Origin of the sequence: Roseovarius lutimaris (assembly GCF_900115165.1) — a bacterium.
Taxonomy (GTDB): Bacteria; Pseudomonadota; Alphaproteobacteria; order Rhodobacterales; family Rhodobacteraceae; genus Roseovarius; species Roseovarius lutimaris.
This window is the reverse complement of sequence record NZ_FOVP01000016.1, coordinates 1-16,217: the sequence shown is the minus strand read 5'-3', so window position 1 is coordinate 16,217 and position 16,217 is coordinate 1. Positions and strand designations below refer to the sequence as shown.

Here is a 16,217-nt window from a genome sequence, read left to right as displayed (position 1 = left end):
CGAGCAAACCCAGTATCGTTTGCGGCTTGTTCACAATGCTGTGGCAGAATGGTGACATTGGCTTTACTCATTTAAACCGCTTCTTTGCAAGACGTAAGGTATAGCATACGGGATGAGCATGCGACTGGATAAGCGAAAACTTGAGGCGGGACGCGAAGAATTGCGCGCTGCGCGCCGTGAAAGCCGTGGTCTGTACTGGTTCGTCGGTGTTTTCAGTTTTTTTGCAAACCTCCTGATGCTGACCGGCCCGATTTATATGCTTCAGGTCTATGATCGGGTACTTGGAAGCGGCTCTGTCGAGACATTGATCGCGCTATCGGTGCTTGTGCTGTTTCTCTACGGTATGATGGCGCTTCTGGATTATGCCCGCGGGCGGATCATGGGACGTGTCGGGGCCCGCTTTCAGGCCCGTCTCGACCGCCGGGTGTTTGACGCGGTGATTCGCAAGTCTGCTGTCGCGCCGGATGCCACGACCGCCACCGGTCTGCGCGATCTGGAAGCGGTGCAGCGGCTGATGACGTCGCCGGTCTTGCTGTCGATTTTCGACATCCCTTGGGCACCGTTCTTCTTTGCCGCGATTTGGGTCTTTCACCCTTGGCTGGGTGTGCTTTCGCTAATTGGCGGGCTTGTTCTTGTGTGTGTCGCCGCGATCAATCAGCTCGTCACACGTCACCCTGTTGGCCGCGCCAATAGCGCCAGCGTCAAGGCCGAATCGACCTCCGAGAAATTGCGCAGTGAAGCCGAGATGGTTCAGGCCATGGGGATGCGCGATGCCGCTTTTGATCGCTGGCAGGAGGCGCGTAAAGTCGCGCTGGTCGAGCAAGTCCGCTCGGCCGATATAGGCGGCAGCTTCATCACTTCCACCAAGGCCTTTCGCCTGTTGCTGCAATCGGCGATGCTTGGCCTTGGCGCATACCTTGTGCTTAGGGGCGAGATGACTCCCGGTGGGATGATCGCGGGCTCTATCCTGCTGGGGCGGGCCTTGGCGCCGATTGAACAGGCGCTCGGACAATGGGCATTGGTTCAACGTGCGGCCAAAGGCTGGGACAGCCTGGCGGAATTGCTTGGCGCCGTGCCGCCGGAACAGCCGCGCACCGCCTTGCCCGATCCGCGCGCCATCCTGGAGATGCAACAGGTCACCGTGGTGGCGCCCGGCGAGAGCCAGGCGGCCCTCAAATCAATCACCTTCAAGATAGAGCCGGGGCAGGCGCTTGGCGTGATCGGCACCTCGGGGGCCGGCAAATCGACTTTGGCGCGCGCCATTACCGGCGTCTGGCGCCCGGCCGGGGGTAAAATCCGGCTCGATGGCGCATCGCTTGATCAATACGATCCGGCGGTGCTTGGGCGACATATTGGATATCTGCCGCAGCGCGTACAGCTCTTCGAAGGGACGATCGCCGAGAACATCGCGCGTCTTTCGCAAGAACCCGATGCGGCCAAAGTGGTTGAGGCGGCCAAAAAGGCCGATGCGCATGACATGATCCTGAAGCTGCCCGATGGCTATGACACGAAGGTAAGCGCCAATGGCGGGCGTCTGTCCGGCGGGCAGGTTCAGCGCATCGGTCTGGCACGCGCTATGTATGGCGACCCTGTCATCCTTGTTCTGGATGAACCCAATTCAAATCTGGACAACGAAGGCAGCGAGGCCGTGAACTCCGCGATTCGCAGCTTCAAGGCCGACGGCAAGGCCGTGGTTATCGTGGCGCACCGCCCGGCGGTCATCAAGGAATGCGATTTCCTGCTGATGCTGGACAACGGCGCGGCGCGGGCCTTTGGGCCACGCGACAAGGTGCTACAGGAGGTTCTGCAAAACCATAAGGACCTGGCCGCCGCCACCACCAAGGGAGGCCTGCAATGAGCGCGCCATCTGATGCTGCATGGTCGGCACGCATGCCGGTCATTATCGGGCTTCTGGGGCTGGTTCTGCTGGTCGGGGGCTTTGGCACATGGGCCGGTTTGACCCAGATTTCCGGCGCGATCATCGCCAGTGGGCGCATCGAGGTGGATCAGAACCGACAGGTTGTGCAGCACCCTGATGGTGGTGTTGTCGCCGAAATCTACGTGCAGGAAGGCGATTCTGTGACCGAAGGGCAGGTTCTGTTGCGGCTTGACGCGACGCTATTGCAATCCACCCTGTCAATCAACGAAAACCAGCTGGCGGAGTTGATGGCTCGGCGCGGTCGGCTTGAGGCCGAGCGTGACGGGCGCCGCGATATTGAGTTTGATCCGCTTCTGATGGAACTGGCTGCGCATATGCCTGATGCGGCCAACCTTATGGCTGGGCAGGAAAACCTGTTCCGCGCGCGCGAGGAAACCAATGCCGCCGAGATTGACCAGCTGGAAAAGCGGCGCGGTCAGATCACCAATCAGATCGAGGGCATCGAGGCCCAGCAGGTGGCGCTAGCCCGCCAGCTCGAGTTGATTGAACAAGAGCTGCGCGACCAGCAATCGCTGTTTGATCGTGGGCTGGCGCAGGCCGGTCGGGTGCTTGGTCTGCAACGCGAACAGGCCCGCCTTACCGGGTCTGTGGGCGATCTCATTGCGCAAAAGGCACAGGCTGGCGGGCGTATCACCGAGATCGACACCCAGATTCTGAAACTCGGTTCGGATCGGCGCGAAGAGGCGATCACCACGCTGCGCGATCTGCAACTGCGCGAGCTGGAACTGCGCGAAGAGCGCCGCGCCATGATCGAGCAGATGAGTCGGCTGGAGATCACCGCGCCGGTGGCGGGGGTGGTCTATGACATGAGTGTTTTCGCCCTGCGCTCTGTCCTGCGCCCGGCCGACCCGGTGCTTTACATCGTGCCGCAGGACCGCGCTCTGGTGATCAATGCGAGGGTGGATGCGATCCATGTGGACAAGCTTTTCCTTGGTCAGGACGTCACTTTGCGGTTCACCGCGCTCGATCAGCGGCGCACGCCCGAACTGACCGGGCGCGTCACGCAAATCTCGGCGGATGCCTTTCAGGACGAGGCGACGCGTGCCAATTATTACCGCGCCGAAATCGTGCTTGTCGAAGGTGAAAAGGACCGCCTGCCAGAAGGCACGACCCTGATCCCCGGCATGCCGGTCGAGACGTTTATCCGCACCGAGGATCGCACCCCGATTGCCTATCTTCTCAAGCCCTTCACCGATTATCTGAGCAAAGCCTTTCGCGGTTAGGCGGATTTGATCGCGCGCGGAACCGTTTTTCGATTTCATTCCCGAATAACAGCGACTAGCTTCTGCGCAACGCTGTACCAAGGGAGACGTGGACATGGGTCAATTTGAAACGAAACTTGCCGAGATGGGGGTCACCCTTCCCGACGCCCCGGCCCCTGCGGCCAATTACGTGCCCTATGTGCAGGCGGGGGACATGCTTTATGTTTCCGGCCAGATTGCCAAGGATGACAGTGGGCTAATCGTCGGCACGCTTGGCGAGGATATGGATGCGGCGGCAGGCGCGGCGGCGGCCAGGGTCTGTGCGATTGCGCTTTTGGCCCAGGTCAAGGCGGCCTGTGGTGGCGACCTTGATCGGCTGGTGCGGGTGGTCAAACTGACCGGTTTTGTCAATTCCACCGCCGATTTCACCGATCAGCCGCAGGTGATCAACGGCGCCTCCGATTTCATCGGCGAGGCGCTTGGCGAGGCGGGTAAACATGCGCGTGCGGCGGTGTCGGCGCCGTCCTTGCCGTTTGGCGTGGCGGTTGAAATCGACGGGGTGTTTCAGATCAGATGACGGCCCTGCCAGAGGTGTTTTTTCGCCCGCCGCTTGCGCATCGCGGGCTGCATGACGTTGCGGATGGGCGGCCCGAGAATTCGCGCGCGGCGATCCGTGCGGCGATCAAGGCGGGCTATGGGATAGAGATTGATCTGCAACTGTCGCGCGACGGGCGCGCGATGGTGTTTCACGACTACGATCTTGGGCGGTTGACCGGCGTCAGGGGGCCGGTGCGCCAACGCGATGCCGCCGAGCTTGCGCAAATCCCGCTTTTGGGGGGCGATGAGGGCATTCCGGGTCTTGCCGAAGTGCTGGCGCTTGTCGCCGGGCGCGTCCCGCTTTTGATCGAGCTCAAGGATCAGCACGGCCAGATGGGCGAGACCGATGGCACGCTGGAGCAGGCCACGGCGCAGTGTCTTGCGGGCTACGCCGGCCCGGTCGCGGTGATGTCGTTCAACCCGCATATGGTGGCCCGCATGGCCAGCCTTGCGCGGGATGTACCGCGCGGGATCGTTACCTGTGGCTATACCGCCGAGGATTGGCCGATGCTGCGCGCCGAGACCCGCGCGCGACTTCGGGGTATTCCCGACTATGGCGCGACCGGATCGGTTTTTGTCAGCCATGATATCGACGATCTCGACAATCCGCGCCTTGCCGACCTCAAGGCCGAGGGCGCCGGTCTTTTTTGTTGGACCGTGCGCTCGCCCAAAGCCGAGGCCGAGGCGCGCAAAACAATGGATAACATCACATTCGAGGGTTATCTTCCCACGCCCGCCGCTTGATCCCTGCGCAAAGCGGGTCAGATAAGGAGGGCGGGAAGAGAACGGCGGGGGCAATGACGCAAAGCGAGGTAGTGATAAGCCTGCACGACACCCTGGCGCAGATCGGGCCGGATGCCTGGGATGCCTGCGCCTGTCCCGAGGCCATGGGCGGCGCACGCCCGAATGACCCCTTCACCACCTATCGGTTCCTCAAGGCGCTGGAAGACAGCCGCTCGGTCGGGGTGGGAAGCGGCTGGCAGCCCCATTACATGACCGCCAAGGCCGACGGGGAAATCATCGCCTGCGCGCCGCTCTACCTCAAATCCCATAGTCAGGGTGAGTATATTTTCGATCACAACTGGGCCAGCGCCTATGAGCGCGCAGGCGGGCGCTATTACCCCAAGCTTCAGATTGCCGTGCCGTTTACCCCGGTCACCGGTCGACGGCTCTTGGTGCGTCCGGGATTCGAGGATATTGGCCGCGCCGCCCTTGTTCAGGGCGCGGTCGAGACCGCCGAGCGCAATGCGCTGTCCTCGCTGCACCTTACCTTTTGCACCGAGGAAGAGGCCCGCGCCGGGGTCGCCATGGGCCTTATGGCGCGCAAGACCCAGCAATATCATTGGATCAATCGCGACTACGCCGATTTTGATGCGTTCCTCTCCGATCTGTCATCGCGCAAACGCAAGACCATCCGCAAGGAACGCGCCCGCGCGCAGGGTTTTGGCGGCGAGATCGAACGGCTGACCGGCGATCAGATCAAGCCACACCACTGGGATGCGATCTGGGCGTTTTATCAGGATACCGGCGCGCGCAAATGGGGCACGCCCTATCTCACGCGGGCGTTCTTCGAGCGCGCGCAGGCGCATCTGCGCGATGATATCCTGCTTGTGCTGGCGCGGCGCGGCGGGCGCGTGGTGGCGGGCGCGATGAACCTGATCGGCGCCTCGGCACTTTATGGCCGATACTGGGGCTGCATCGAGGATCATCCCTGCCTGCATTTCGAGCTATGCTATTACCAAGCCATGGATTTCGCCATTGCACAGCGGCTTGATCGGGTAGAGGCTGGCGCACAGGGCGAACACAAGCTGGCGCGCGGATATTTGCCGGTGGGCACCCATTCCCTGCACTGGCTGCGCGATGAGGGTTTCGCCGAAGCGGTCGCGCATTATCTTGAGGCAGAGCGCACGGCGGTGGACGAGGATATCGAGATACTCACCGGCTATGGCCCGTTCCGCAAAACCGATTTGGAGGATCACGAATGAGCGAACATTTAAGCGAAACCGCCCGCAAAACCACGCTGACACCGCTGCTTGAAAACGGCTGGAGACTGGACGAAGAGCGTGACGCGATTTCAAAAGACTACAAGTTTCGCGATTTCGTCGAGGCCTTCGGCTTTATGACCCGCGCCGCGATCTGGGCCGAGAAATGGAACCACCACCCGGAATGGTTTAATGTTTACAATAAGGTGCAGGTGACTTTAACCACCCATGATGTCGACGGTCTAAGCGCGCTTGACCTCAAGCTTGCGCGCAAGATGGACGGCCTTGCCGCATGAATAGCCTCACCCCTGCGCGGGGATTGGCTTGAAACCTTTGCACCCTTCTTCTGGCCGACAATATCCCGGGGAGTGTGAGGGGCAGCGCCCCTCATTCCAACAAAAAAGAGCGACCTGCGCCGCTCTTTTCCGACCGCTTCAAAGCGGCGGGCGACTTACATAGCCGCCAAAAGCGCCTCGCCTGCACTCACTTCACAGGTGCCGGGGCTTTCCTCGGCATGTAGCAGGGTGACAGTGCCGTCCTCGACCAGCATGGCATAACGTCTGGAGCGGCCATAAAGCCCGGCGGGCGGGGCGTCGAATTCCATGCCGATCGCCTTGGTGAACGTGCTGTGGGGGTCCGACAACATGCTAAGCCCGGCCTCCGTCGCGCCGGTTGCCTCACCCCAGGATTTCATCACGAAGGGGTCGTTGACGCTGATGCAGATGATCTCATCCACACCTTTTTCGTCAAACTGCGCCTTGGTGCGTACAAAGCTTGGCACATGCGCCGAATGGCAGGTCGGCGTATAGGCGCCGGGCACCGCAAAGATCACCACCTTGCGCCCTGCTGTGTGCTCGCCAAGCGAGACCTCTTGCGGGCCGTCTGCGCCCAGTTGCAAAAGCGTGGCATCGGGAAGTTTGTCGCCTTTCGAAATACTCATGGTCGTTCCTCACCTATCAGACATGTTTCGGTTGGATGTAAGTATAGGTGGGTGATAGGCAAGTGACCACGATTAATAAAGATGAACAAGGGAGAGGGCATATGCCGGGGATAGTCGTGATCGGGGCCGGTCAGGCCGGTGCATCGGTGGTGGCCAAGCTGCGTGCGGAGGGCTTTGACGGGGCGATCACCCTGATCGGCGACGAACCCGTTCCGCCTTATCAGCGCCCGCCCTTGTCCAAGAAATACCTGCTTGGCGATCTCGCGCTTGAGCGGCTTTACCTGCGCCCCGAGCGGTTTTATTCCGAGGCCGATATTGACCTGCGCCTTGGCCAGAAAGTGACCGGCATTGACCCTGCAGCCAAAGCGGTGATCATCGGGCAGGAGCGGCTTGGCTATGACGACCTGGTGCTGGCCACCGGATCGCTTCCCCGGCGCTTGCCTGCCTCGATTGGTGGCGATCTTGGCGGGGTGCATGTGGTGCGCACGTTGGCCGACGTCGATTCTATGGCGCCCGGATTTCTGCCCGGCGCAAAGGTGCTGATCGTCGGCGGCGGCTATATCGGGCTTGAGGCGGCGGCGGTTGCCGCCAGTCGCGGCATGCAGGTGGTTCTGGTTGAAATGGGCGAACGGATTTTGCAACGTGTGGCGGCAAAAGAAACCTCGGATTATTTCCGCGCTCTGCATACGCGCCACGGCGTCGATATCCGCGAGGGCATCGGTCTTGACCGGCTTTTGGGCGCGGGTCAGGTCAGCGCCGCGCGTCTGAGTGACGGGTGCGAATTGGCGGTCGATATGGTCATTGTTGGCGTCGGCATCACCCCCGACACGGCCCTTGCCGAGGCCGCAGGTCTTGCGATCGACAACGGGATTGCGGTTGACGCCGTGGGGCGCACCAGCGATCCGTCGATCTGGGCAATCGGCGATTGCGCCTCTTTTCCGTACCGGGGCGGGCGCCTTCGGCTGGAAAGCGTGCCCAATGCGATTGATATGGGCGATTGCGTGGCGGGCAATATCATCGGCAAGCATATCGAGTATGTGCCGCGCCCGTGGTTCTGGTCGGATCAATATGATGTCAAACTACAGATTGCCGGGCTCAACACCGACTATGACCGCATCGTCACCCGCGCCGCCGAAGGCGAGGATGCGGTGTCGTTCTGGTATTTCAAGGGCGCACAGCTTTTGGCGGTTGATGCGATGAACGATCCGCGCGCCTATATGGTCGGCAAGCGGCTGATTGATGCAGGCAAAACCGCCGATCCGGATCAGGTCGGCGATGCAAGCGTTGACCTCAAGGCGCTGTTAAAGGCGTGAGGATCATCGCCGGAAAACATCGTGGCCGCGCCCTTGCCAGCGTCGGCAAAGGGGATGCCGCCGCGCATCTGCGCCCGACAAGCGATCGGGTGCGCGAAAGCCTGTTCAACGTGTTGGCCGGGGGCTATGGCGATCCGGCGCAGGGCGCGCGGGTTTTGGACATCTTCGCCGGCACCGGCGCGCTTGGCCTGGAGGCTCTGTCGCGCGGCGCGGCGACGGTCAGTTTCATCGAGAACGGGCGTAAGGCGCTTGGGCTGTTGCACCAGAACATCGCGCTCTGCCGCGCCGAGGATCAGACCCGAATTTTCAAAGCCGACGCGCGCCGACCGGGCGTGAACCCCGGCGCGCCGCATGATCTGGTGTTTCTCGATCCGCCCTATGGCAAGGGCCTTGGCGAAGCGGCGCTTGCCGCCGCCCTCGTCGGCGGCTGGATCGCTGAGAGCGCGCTGATTGTCTGGGAAGAAAGCGCAGGCATCACCCCACCCGACGGATTCCAGCTTATTGAAGAGCGCAAATATGGCGATACCACCATTCGCTTTCTGGAGCGGATCGCTTAGCCGCGCATCAATTCCGGAAGATCGCCCGTCAGCCCCGCCGCCTCGCGGATAAAGCCACGGCGCAGGCCGGGCATGGCGCCGACTGCGCCCATGCCAAGGTCGCGCGCCACGCGCAACAGCGGGTTATCGTTGGAAAACAGCCGGTTGGTCATGTCAGTCGCCATCGCCAGCGTGGCGGTATCAAACCGGCGCCATTGCTGATAGCGGGCCAGAACATCGGCGGCGGCAAAGTCTTCGCCGCGATGGGTGGCCTCGTCAAGCACCTGCGCCAGAGCGGCCACATCGCGCAGCCCGGCATTGAGGCCCTGACCGGCAATCGGGTGCATCCCATGCGCCGCATCGCCGATCAGCGCAAGCCGCTCGGCGACGAACTGATTGGCGACGCTCAGGCTGAGCGGATAGGTGAAGCGTTCGCCCGCCAGCCTGATCTGGCCAAGGAAATCGCCAAAGCGCGGGCGCAGCACCTGCATGAAATCCGCATCCGACAGGGCGGCAAACCGGGCGGCGGTTTCATCTGCTTCGCTCCAGACGATCGAACTTTGATTGCCGGGCAGGGGCAGGATTGCCAGCGGCCCGTGCGGCATGAAAAACTGATGCGCGATGCCGTGATGCGGCAACTCATGCGCGATGGCCGCCACCAGAGCGGTCTGGCCATAGCTCCAGCCGGTGCGCCTTATCCCGGCGCGCAGGGCGGTGCCCGAGCCGCGCCCGTCCGAGCCGATGATCAGTCGCCCGCTCAGGGTCTTGCCCGAGGCGAGCGTGACATGTGCGCCCTTTGGCCCGACCTCTTGTGCGGTGACACGCTCACCAGATATCTGGGTGATCAACGGCGCCTCGTTCATCGCCTCAAGCAGGGCACGGCGCAGGAAACGATCCTCAAGCATATGCCCCATCGGGCCTTCTTCGATTTCGGCGTGATCGAAATGCAGAAAGAACGGCGCGGGGCCTTGTCCCGCATGCCCATCGGACACCTTGATTTCAAGCATCGGCTGGGCGTGATCAGCGACCCGTTGCCAGATTCCGAGATTATCCAATAGCCGCACCGAAGCCAGAGCCAGGGCATAGGCGCGTCCGTCAAAGGCGGCGTTCTTGCGCACCGGTTCGGCCAGAGCGTCAAGCACCGTGCTGCGCAATCCGGCGCGCGCAAGGGCCAAGGCAAGCGCCGGGCCATTCAACCCGCCACCGACAATCAGGATATCGCTGTCATGTTCCATGCCTATCAATATGTTTGCCGGGCCGGGATTGTCCATGCGCCGCTCTGCCGCTACCAATGATTTTTGAATGCAGCGTTAGGCGAGGGGCAGATTATGCGAGACTGGTTAAAGATGACAGCAGGCGATCTGGGGCGCGGCATCGGGCGCGGCGAGATCGACCCACAGGCCCTGACCGAGACCTATCTTGAGGCGATCAACGCCCACCCGGCGCGCGACCGGATCTATAGCGCGGTGACCGAGGGGCGGGCGCGCGCCGAGGCCGAGGCCGCCGCCGAGCGTGCCGCCGCCGGGCAACGCCTTGGTGTGCTTGACGGCGTGCCAGTCAGTTGGAAAGACCTGTTTGACAGCGCAGGCGTGGCGACCGAGGCGGGCAGCGCCCTGCTTGCCGGGCGGATGCCCGCGCGTGACGCCGAGGTATTGCGCAACGCATCGGCGGCGGGGCTTGTCTGCCTGGGCAAGACCCATATGAGCGAGCTGGCGTTTTCCGGGCTGGGCCTCAACCCGGTGACGGCGACGCCGCCTTGTGTGAATGACGCGGGCGCCGTGCCGGGCGGGTCATCTTCGGGGGCTGCGGCCAGCGTGGCGTTTGATCTTGCGGCCTGCGGGATCGGGTCGGACACCGGCGGATCGGTGCGCATTCCCTCGGCCTGGAACGATCTGGTAGGGTTGAAAACCACCGCCGGGCGGGTGTCGCTTGAAGGCGTCGTACCGCTTTGTGCGAAATTCGACACTGTCGGGCCGTTGTCGCGCTCGGTCGAGGATGCGGCGTTGATGCTGGCGGCGCTTGAGGGAGGCAAACCCGCCGATCTGCGTGGCGCGCGCCTTGAAGGGCTGCGCTTGGCCGCCTTGCAGACGTCTGTGCTGGACGATATGCGCCCCGAACCGGGCGCCGCCTATGAGGCTGCCGTTGCGCGGCTTCGCGAGGCCGGGGCGGTGGTCGAGGAAATCGAATCGCCCGAAGTTGCGCAGGCCATGCCGCTTTCTGCGGCGCTTTTCACCGGCGAGGCCTATGGCATCTGGCGCGATGTGATCGAGGCGGCACCGGGCAAGATGTTCGCACCGATCCTTGAGCGTTTTCGCGGTGGCAAAGCGGTGAGCAGCGCCGATTACGTGGCCGGATGGCGCCTGCTTGACGGCTTGCGTCGCGATTGGGCCGCGCGCGTTGCCGGATACGACGCGGTGATCATGCCCTCGGCCCCGAATTTGCCGCCCGATGCCGCGCGTCTGATGAGCGATGAGGGCTATTATGTCACCGAGAATCTGTTGACCCTGCGCAACACCCGGGTTGGCAACCTGATGGGGCTTTGCGCCGTGACATTGCCCACCGGCCGGCCCAGTTGCGGGATCATGTTCTGTGGCAAGGCATTTCAGGAAGAGCGGCTTTTGCGTGTGGTCAAGGCCGCCGAATACGCCTTGACCTAGGGCGCGCGAGGCACGGCAGGGACGCCTCCGGCGGGAGTATTGTCAAGTTAGAAAGTTGATACTTATCAGTACTATAATAGAAGTATCAGGTATATGATCTACGTTACTATCAACATCTCGGGATTGGACTGGAAGAGATTGGCTAGAATGTTGGCCATCGGCGTGTGGGCCGCTTGATGCGCCAAACCGGCATATCTGTCGTGCGGACCCGCAAACACAAAGTTACAACCGACAGCGACCATAAATTCAATATCGCACCGAACCTGCTCGACCGTGACTTCAACGCAAATTTGCCGAACCAGAAGTGGGCGGGCGATATCAGTTATGTTTGGACGCGTGAGTGATGGCTGTATTTGGCTGTCATTCTCGATCTGCATTCTCGGCGGGTAATCGGCTGGGCTGTCAGTAATAGCATGAAACGGGACTTGGCTATCCGTGCGTTGAAGATGGCCATCGCATTCAGGGCACCATCAAAGGGCTACATCCATCATACGGATTGTGGCAGCCAATATTGTTCGCACGATTACCAGAAGACCCTGCGCCAACACGGCTTCAAGGTGTCGATGAGCGGCAAAGGTAATTGCTACGACAACGCCGCCGTTTTACGTCGGGGCCGACAGTCCACTGGACTGTCGGCTATTTCCCTCCTCACCCTCTTCAAAACGATCAAGGCCGAACTGATCTGGCGGAGATCATGGGAAACACGACGGCGGGCTGAGATGGCGATCTTCCAATACATCAATGGCTTCTACAATCCACGCCGCCGCCACCCAGCACTGGCGTGGAAAAACCTCGTCGCCTTTGAACGAAAGGTGGCTTAAACGAGCACTTGGGGCGGCACAAAAGCGGGACAGGTCCAAGTCAGCTTTACAACAATTTAGCGCCTGGCCAGCGACCATCTTTGACTGTGTTCAGAATCAACTCTTCAATAAACGCAACAGCTGGGCTGTCTGGGGCAAGGTGATCGTTCTGTAATAAGCCGAAAAGACTTATGTTTCTTTTAAACACCTGCTTTGGCATTTCTACTACACGAAGAAGGTCATGCTCAAGTTCGTTTGTTAAATGGGCATATGTCGTAAACGCGTAAGCATTGCCGCGTCTCACCAGATCTTTGATGATCGACATAGAATCGAGTTCCAATGCCACATTCAACGTTACGTGGTATATGTCCGCGATCTCCCCGATACTAGTACGTAATGGATTGGGAGAACTCGGCAAGATAATCGGCAAAGAAAGAGCCGACGGAACGTCCAGATTGTCTAGCGAACGAAATGGCATGCCACTATCAACATCTTCTTTAGGTGCTATAAATACGATGGGTTCTTCGAATAGCGGTTTGGTCCAGATATCAGTATATGGAAGTGGCTCGGGGACCACACCGATGTCAATCGAGCCATCCTTGAGCCCAGCGTAAATTGTAGGAGCAAGGCCTTCAAATATTCGGATTTTGGCAGCCGGAAATTGCTGGTTCCAGCCCGAAATTAGAGTCGACGCCACGGTCAGCCCTTCGCCGGTCGTCAACCCGATGACGAGGTCCTGCACTTCGGCGTTGGCCTGTTGTGATAAGGTTTCTTTTGCCTGATCAAGTTCCACCAAAAGCGGTAAGACGCGTTGCAACAGGAACTCACCAGCCCCTGTCAGTTTGATTCCCGCGCGCGAGCGGTTCATAAGCCTGACGCCGATTTCTTCCTCAAGGTTCTGGATTTGCCGTGACACTGCGGGTTGCGCGATATGCAGTTTCTCAGCTGCTTTGGTGATGCTCTTAGCTTGTGAGATCGCGGCGAAGTAACGAAGACTGCGCAAATTCATTAGGTTACCATATCATCATTCCATGCCATTTAGGCATGTCTCGCATATTTATATAGCATTTGATTTGTATGGGCAATGTCGAGACCTTCGAGGATGCAGGCCGTCAATTCGGAATCGGCCAATGTGGGAGGAAAAGATGAACGTCTCAATAAAGAACAACATTTCCAAGCGCGACTTCTTGCGCCTGTCTGGCCGTTTCGGTCTGTCATCAGTTATGATCGCCGGGGCGACTGGTAGTGCCTTCAGCTTGCCAGGCCTCGCGGCGGCCGCGGAATCAACCTATGAACGCAGGTTCGGCAAAGAACCGCGTCACACATTAAGATTTGGTGCGGCAGGCTTCAGTGCGAATTCCGAAAAAACTCTTGTCACCGGCGGGCTGCATTTTGCGCGTGATCTGGAAGAGCGGACAGACGGTGAAATTCGCATTGAATACATCGGGCAGAACCAGATGTGTGGTGAACTTAGCTGTGCGGAGAAAGCACAGCAGGGTATCGTCGATGTGTTCACTGCGTCAACACAGAATTCAGCTGGCGCTGCACCATACTTCAACGTTCTTGATTACGCTTATATGTTTCCATCAAGAGCGGCGCAGTACTATTTCTTGTATCACCCCGACAGCCAGAAAATCTTTCGCGATCCGATACGCGAAAAACACGGATTGCAATTCCTTTTCTCGCACTGCGAATTGCGTGGATTGATGATGGGAAAGGCATGGGCAAAAGATAAGCCCGTCGTCACGTCTTTGAGTGAACTGGCTGGTACAAAAAACCGTGTGACCGGCACCCAATTGGGTCGAATCGCCATGAGCTTGCTTGATCTTAATCCTGTACCAGTAGCTTGGGAAGAAACCCTCGATGGGTTGAAACAAGGTTTGATAGATGGGGCTGAAACCTGGGCTTCGGCAGCCGCTTATGCAAACATGGCACCGGTTTTAGGTCAGGCTATTGACTTACGTCTATTCTGCGGCACCGAGGCGACGTCAATGAACGCTGACGTTTTTGACCGGCTTTCCGGCGAGTTGCAGGATGCGGTCATGGAATCGGCGTACCAGACACAGATTTACGTGCAAAACGCACAAGAAACCGCATTGCTCAATATGGTCGGCGCAAGCAATCCGCAACTTCCCGGAACTACGTTTGCGAAGAACAATGTGCCATTTGTCGAACTTTCTGCTGATGTGTTGGCAGAAGCGGAACAGCGGGCAGCACCAGATCACAACCCTGAGCCATGGGAACAATGGCGTGAGCGCCTGAACAAGTGGTCTGGTGGCCAGGATACTTACACGGAAATACATCGGATCGCGCGTGAAATCAGCCCTGATATCCTGCCCGAAAATGTTGAACCCCGCCGCTGGTGGCGGTCAGCCTGAGAGGAGTGTTCCAAATGTCACAAATTGAGTTTTCACACCACACTACTACTGTTAACGGGCTTGACTGGCATTGGGTTGAAGAAGGCACCGGCCCTGCGATTGTTCTGCTCCACGGGATTCCCGAAAGCTGGCGTTGCTGGCAGCACCAGATCCCCACGTTGGCCAAGCAGTTCCGGGTAATTGCCCCTGACATGAAAGGTTATGGCCAGTCAGGTAAGCCAAAAGGAGACTATGCCGCCAGCACCGTCGCTGCTGAGACGCTGGAGTTTCTGGATGCCATCGGCGTCGAGAAATTTCACCTTGCTGGACATGACTGGGGCGTGGTGATTGCCGACAATATTGTCAACCTCGTCGCGGACAGGGTTGAACGTTATATCCGCTGCTGCCTGTCTCTGCATACCTATGATGCTCGCAATTCGCTGCATCATCAGTGGAACGGTCGTAATCCGGAAAAAGCCAGCCAATTGATGTCAAATGCTGATGCCTATGTGCGCGTTTGGTTCGAGACATCATGCAAGCCTGAATGCCGACCCGATGAGGCCGAATTGCAGGAGATCATTAAAGAATTCTCATACCCGGGAATTTCGGATGTAGTGCCGCTCTATTTTTCGCATATACGGAATAGTAAGCCGGTGGATTATTCCAAGTTCACGATGCCAGTGCTCTATATCCATGGTGAACATGACCCGCGTCAGCCAATTGAATACGCCCGTGGTATGGAAGATCACATTCCCGGGCTTGAAGCGGTTCTGGTGGTTGATGCAGGGCATTTCGTGACTTGGGAAAGACCCGAGGACGTCGCCAATGGCATGATGTGGTTCCTACATTCCATGCTGGCCTCGGGTCTGCCCTTATTTGACCGCTCACGCCATTATGACTTGCCGACCCGCCCCTGTCATGAGGTCGAATCTTGGGGCGTAAACCCTGGCATCGCTGCGAAAATAGCCAGCTGATGCCGTCGCCTGCGCCGTCCTCTCCCTGCGGTGCGGGCAATCGCCAACATCACTTTGATCTGGGAGAGGCTGACATGCCCCGCATTGGTCTGCTGTCATGTAGGACCGTACCGTCGAAAGATGTCAGCGATCTCCAGCTTTGACCGGGCCACTGGTCTTGGGCGCTTTTACATCCCTCATCGCAGGGTCTCGTCGTGCAGTAGCTTAATTTGTTCATAGGGGCTGACAGTGCTGCGGATTGTCTTGGTGGCCGAAGCTCTCTACGAACCCGTTCTGCATCGGTATGCCGGGTGCGATGTAATGCCAGTCAACCTTTCGGTCTTCCTGCCATTGGCCAGATGTCCAAGCGCTGCGTTGCAGCTTCCCCGAAGCAGACGGTCGACACATTTTGCAGCATTCTTGTTTGCCAAAGATCTGCTGAGCGGACGAAGGGTGAATTCGATGCGACTGCTCCAAGGTCTGCTTTAAGTCAGTTCAGAAACGATAAAAACATGAGTTTAGTGCACTCTGTAACCCTGAAACTGCGCACATGTTGATGATTGGGCATCATTTCGCATCAGTTCCGAATATTCGGTTCTTTAGTGCGTTTCCTAGCAGCTTCCTAGACCAACCAACAGCGAACACAGAAACCATAAACACTGTTGCAGTGATTGGCCCGACCAATGAATTCTCTTCATCGGAAGAGCTATAAATCAATACAGTGCTTGTTTCACTGGGCCAAACTTGGACCAAAAAGAAAGTCGGCACTACTGCTAGCAAGAGGTAAGCGCCCCAACACAACAGCTTCTTCTTAATTGAGAGGCCTTTTTTTGCCTCGATAGCACCTGGAATAGCCCCCTGAAAGTGGTCCACCACCTGGGATAGATTTGTCCCGTAACTTGGAGGATCAGCGATGGCTGGAAAACGAGAGAAACCCGAAG

15 protein-coding genes and 2 pseudogenes are annotated in these 16,217 nt (G+C 59.1%); 12 read left to right on the top strand and 5 right to left on the bottom strand.

The annotated features are described in order from the left end of the window. Nucleotides 1-118: 118 nt before the first annotated feature. The 6 genes from BMZ91_RS14080 to BMZ91_RS14055 all read left to right on the top strand — a co-directional run bounded on the left by BMZ91_RS14080 (nucleotide 119) and on the right by BMZ91_RS14055 (nucleotide 6,016). A complete protein-coding gene (locus BMZ91_RS14080) occupies nucleotides 119-1,858 on the top strand; it encodes a type I secretion system permease/ATPase (protein WP_092840519.1) in 1,740 nt (579 codons plus the stop codon). Then, the gene (locus tag BMZ91_RS14075; RefSeq protein ID WP_092840214.1) at nucleotides 1,855-3,162 is read left to right on the top strand and encodes an HlyD family type I secretion periplasmic adaptor subunit; all 1,308 of its coding nucleotides are present in this window, start codon (nucleotides 1,855-1,857) and stop codon (nucleotides 3,160-3,162) included. Before BMZ91_RS14080 ends, BMZ91_RS14075 begins: the two co-directional genes overlap by 4 nt. A 94-nt stretch (nucleotides 3,163-3,256) precedes the next feature. Beyond that, entirely contained in the window at nucleotides 3,257-3,718 is a 462-nt protein-coding gene (locus BMZ91_RS14070) for a RidA family protein (RefSeq protein ID WP_092840211.1), read from the top strand. Continuing rightward, nucleotides 3,715-4,482: a glycerophosphodiester phosphodiesterase family protein gene (locus tag BMZ91_RS14065; RefSeq protein WP_092840208.1), complete on the top strand. Its 768-nt coding sequence runs from the start codon at nucleotides 3,715-3,717 to the stop codon at nucleotides 4,480-4,482. Before BMZ91_RS14070 ends, BMZ91_RS14065 begins: the two co-directional genes overlap by 4 nt. Before the next feature lie 53 nt (nucleotides 4,483-4,535). Continuing rightward, a complete protein-coding gene (locus BMZ91_RS14060) occupies nucleotides 4,536-5,723 on the top strand; it encodes a GNAT family N-acetyltransferase (RefSeq protein WP_092840206.1) in 1,188 nt (395 codons plus the stop codon). Next, nucleotides 5,720-6,016 carry a 4a-hydroxytetrahydrobiopterin dehydratase gene (locus tag BMZ91_RS14055; protein WP_092840203.1) on the top strand — a complete coding sequence of 99 codons (297 nt, stop codon included), beginning with the start codon at nucleotides 5,720-5,722 and terminating at the stop codon, nucleotides 6,014-6,016. The genes BMZ91_RS14060 and BMZ91_RS14055 overlap by 4 nt, the downstream gene beginning before the upstream one ends. 155 nt (nucleotides 6,017-6,171) lie before the next feature. Here BMZ91_RS14055 and BMZ91_RS14050 read toward each other — a convergent pair whose 3' ends face one another. After that, a complete protein-coding gene (locus tag BMZ91_RS14050; protein ID WP_092840200.1) occupies nucleotides 6,172-6,660 on the bottom strand; it encodes a peroxiredoxin in 489 nt (162 codons plus the stop codon). A gap of 101 nt (nucleotides 6,661-6,761) precedes the next feature. Here BMZ91_RS14050 and BMZ91_RS14045 point away from each other — a divergent pair, with 101 nt between their 5' ends. Together BMZ91_RS14045 and rsmD are read left to right on the top strand one after the other, a co-directional pair. Beyond that, complete coding sequence (locus BMZ91_RS14045; protein WP_092840197.1) at nucleotides 6,762-7,973, top strand: NAD(P)/FAD-dependent oxidoreductase; 1,212 nt, start codon at nucleotides 6,762-6,764, stop codon at nucleotides 7,971-7,973. Then, entirely contained in the window at nucleotides 7,970-8,530 is a 561-nt protein-coding gene (gene rsmD, locus BMZ91_RS14040; RefSeq protein WP_092840194.1) for a 16S rRNA (guanine(966)-N(2))-methyltransferase RsmD, read from the top strand. Before BMZ91_RS14045 ends, rsmD begins: the two co-directional genes overlap by 4 nt. On the opposite strand, the gene BMZ91_RS14035 is transcribed toward rsmD, so the two are convergent. After that, nucleotides 8,527-9,780, bottom strand: coding sequence for a UbiH/UbiF/VisC/COQ6 family ubiquinone biosynthesis hydroxylase (locus BMZ91_RS14035; RefSeq protein ID WP_092840191.1), 1,254 nt, complete (start codon nucleotides 9,778-9,780; stop codon nucleotides 8,527-8,529). The two genes, rsmD and BMZ91_RS14035, sit on opposite strands and share 4 nt — an antisense overlap. Nucleotides 9,781-9,837: 57 nt before the next feature. Here BMZ91_RS14035 and BMZ91_RS14030 point away from each other — a divergent pair, with 57 nt between their 5' ends. Next, entirely contained in the window at nucleotides 9,838-11,166 is a 1,329-nt protein-coding gene (locus BMZ91_RS14030; RefSeq protein WP_092840187.1) for an amidase, read from the top strand. A gap of 146 nt (nucleotides 11,167-11,312) precedes the next feature. Then, nucleotides 11,313-11,987: pseudogene (locus tag BMZ91_RS14025) on the top strand (IS3 family transposase); the annotation flags it as partial. A gap of 46 nt (nucleotides 11,988-12,033) precedes the next feature. Here BMZ91_RS14025 and BMZ91_RS14020 read toward each other — a convergent pair. Beyond that, nucleotides 12,034-12,975 (bottom strand): LysR family transcriptional regulator, encoded by a 942-nt coding sequence (locus BMZ91_RS14020; RefSeq protein WP_092840184.1) that lies wholly within the window; start codon nucleotides 12,973-12,975, stop codon nucleotides 12,034-12,036. 121 nt (nucleotides 12,976-13,096) lie between these two features. Between BMZ91_RS14020 and BMZ91_RS14015 the strand changes: the two genes are divergently transcribed. Together BMZ91_RS14015 and BMZ91_RS14010 are read left to right on the top strand one after the other, a co-directional pair. Further along, nucleotides 13,097-14,344, top strand: coding sequence for a TRAP transporter substrate-binding protein (locus BMZ91_RS14015; protein WP_425441581.1), 1,248 nt, complete (start codon nucleotides 13,097-13,099; stop codon nucleotides 14,342-14,344). 14 nt (nucleotides 14,345-14,358) lie between these two features. Next, nucleotides 14,359-15,297, top strand: coding sequence for an alpha/beta fold hydrolase (locus tag BMZ91_RS14010; RefSeq protein ID WP_092840181.1), 939 nt, complete (start codon nucleotides 14,359-14,361; stop codon nucleotides 15,295-15,297). A gap of 252 nt (nucleotides 15,298-15,549) precedes the next feature. Here the strand turns inward: BMZ91_RS14010 and BMZ91_RS21155 are convergent. Together BMZ91_RS21155 and BMZ91_RS21630 are read right to left on the bottom strand one after the other, a co-directional pair. Further along, nucleotides 15,550-15,630 (bottom strand): annotated as a pseudogene (locus tag BMZ91_RS21155) (integrase core domain-containing protein); the annotation flags it as partial. 213 nt (nucleotides 15,631-15,843) lie between these two features. After that, a partial coding sequence (locus BMZ91_RS21630; RefSeq protein WP_218145673.1) for a hypothetical protein occupies nucleotides 15,844-16,217 on the bottom strand: 374 nt, incomplete at its 5' end.

What these genes read in the sequence shown, in the direction of transcription:
- BMZ91_RS14065 (WP_092840208.1), top strand. Translation starts at nt 3,715, where the DNA reads ATGACGGCCCTGCCAGAGGTGTTTTTTCGCCCGCCGCTTGCGCATCGC.
- BMZ91_RS14020 (WP_092840184.1), bottom strand. Translation starts at nt 12,975, where the DNA reads ATGAATTTGCGCAGTCTTCGTTACTTCGCCGCGATCTCACAAGCTAAG.
- BMZ91_RS14035 (WP_092840191.1), bottom strand. Translation starts at nt 9,780, where the DNA reads ATGGACAATCCCGGCCCGGCAAACATATTGATAGGCATGGAACATGAC.
- BMZ91_RS14045 (WP_092840197.1), top strand. Translation starts at nt 6,762, where the DNA reads ATGCCGGGGATAGTCGTGATCGGGGCCGGTCAGGCCGGTGCATCGGTG.
- BMZ91_RS14080 (WP_092840519.1), top strand. Translation starts at nt 119, where the DNA reads ATGCGACTGGATAAGCGAAAACTTGAGGCGGGACGCGAAGAATTGCGC.
- BMZ91_RS14030 (WP_092840187.1), top strand. Translation starts at nt 9,838, where the DNA reads ATGCGAGACTGGTTAAAGATGACAGCAGGCGATCTGGGGCGCGGCATC.
- BMZ91_RS14055 (WP_092840203.1), top strand. Translation starts at nt 5,720, where the DNA reads ATGAGCGAACATTTAAGCGAAACCGCCCGCAAAACCACGCTGACACCG.
- BMZ91_RS14060 (WP_092840206.1), top strand. Translation starts at nt 4,536, where the DNA reads ATGACGCAAAGCGAGGTAGTGATAAGCCTGCACGACACCCTGGCGCAG.
- BMZ91_RS14070 (WP_092840211.1), top strand. Translation starts at nt 3,257, where the DNA reads ATGGGTCAATTTGAAACGAAACTTGCCGAGATGGGGGTCACCCTTCCC.
- BMZ91_RS14075 (WP_092840214.1), top strand. Translation starts at nt 1,855, where the DNA reads ATGAGCGCGCCATCTGATGCTGCATGGTCGGCACGCATGCCGGTCATT.
- BMZ91_RS14050 (WP_092840200.1), bottom strand. Translation starts at nt 6,660, where the DNA reads ATGAGTATTTCGAAAGGCGACAAACTTCCCGATGCCACGCTTTTGCAA.
- BMZ91_RS14010 (WP_092840181.1), top strand. Translation starts at nt 14,359, where the DNA reads ATGTCACAAATTGAGTTTTCACACCACACTACTACTGTTAACGGGCTT.
- BMZ91_RS14015 (WP_425441581.1), top strand. Translation starts at nt 13,097, where the DNA reads ATGTGGGAGGAAAAGATGAACGTCTCAATAAAGAACAACATTTCCAAG.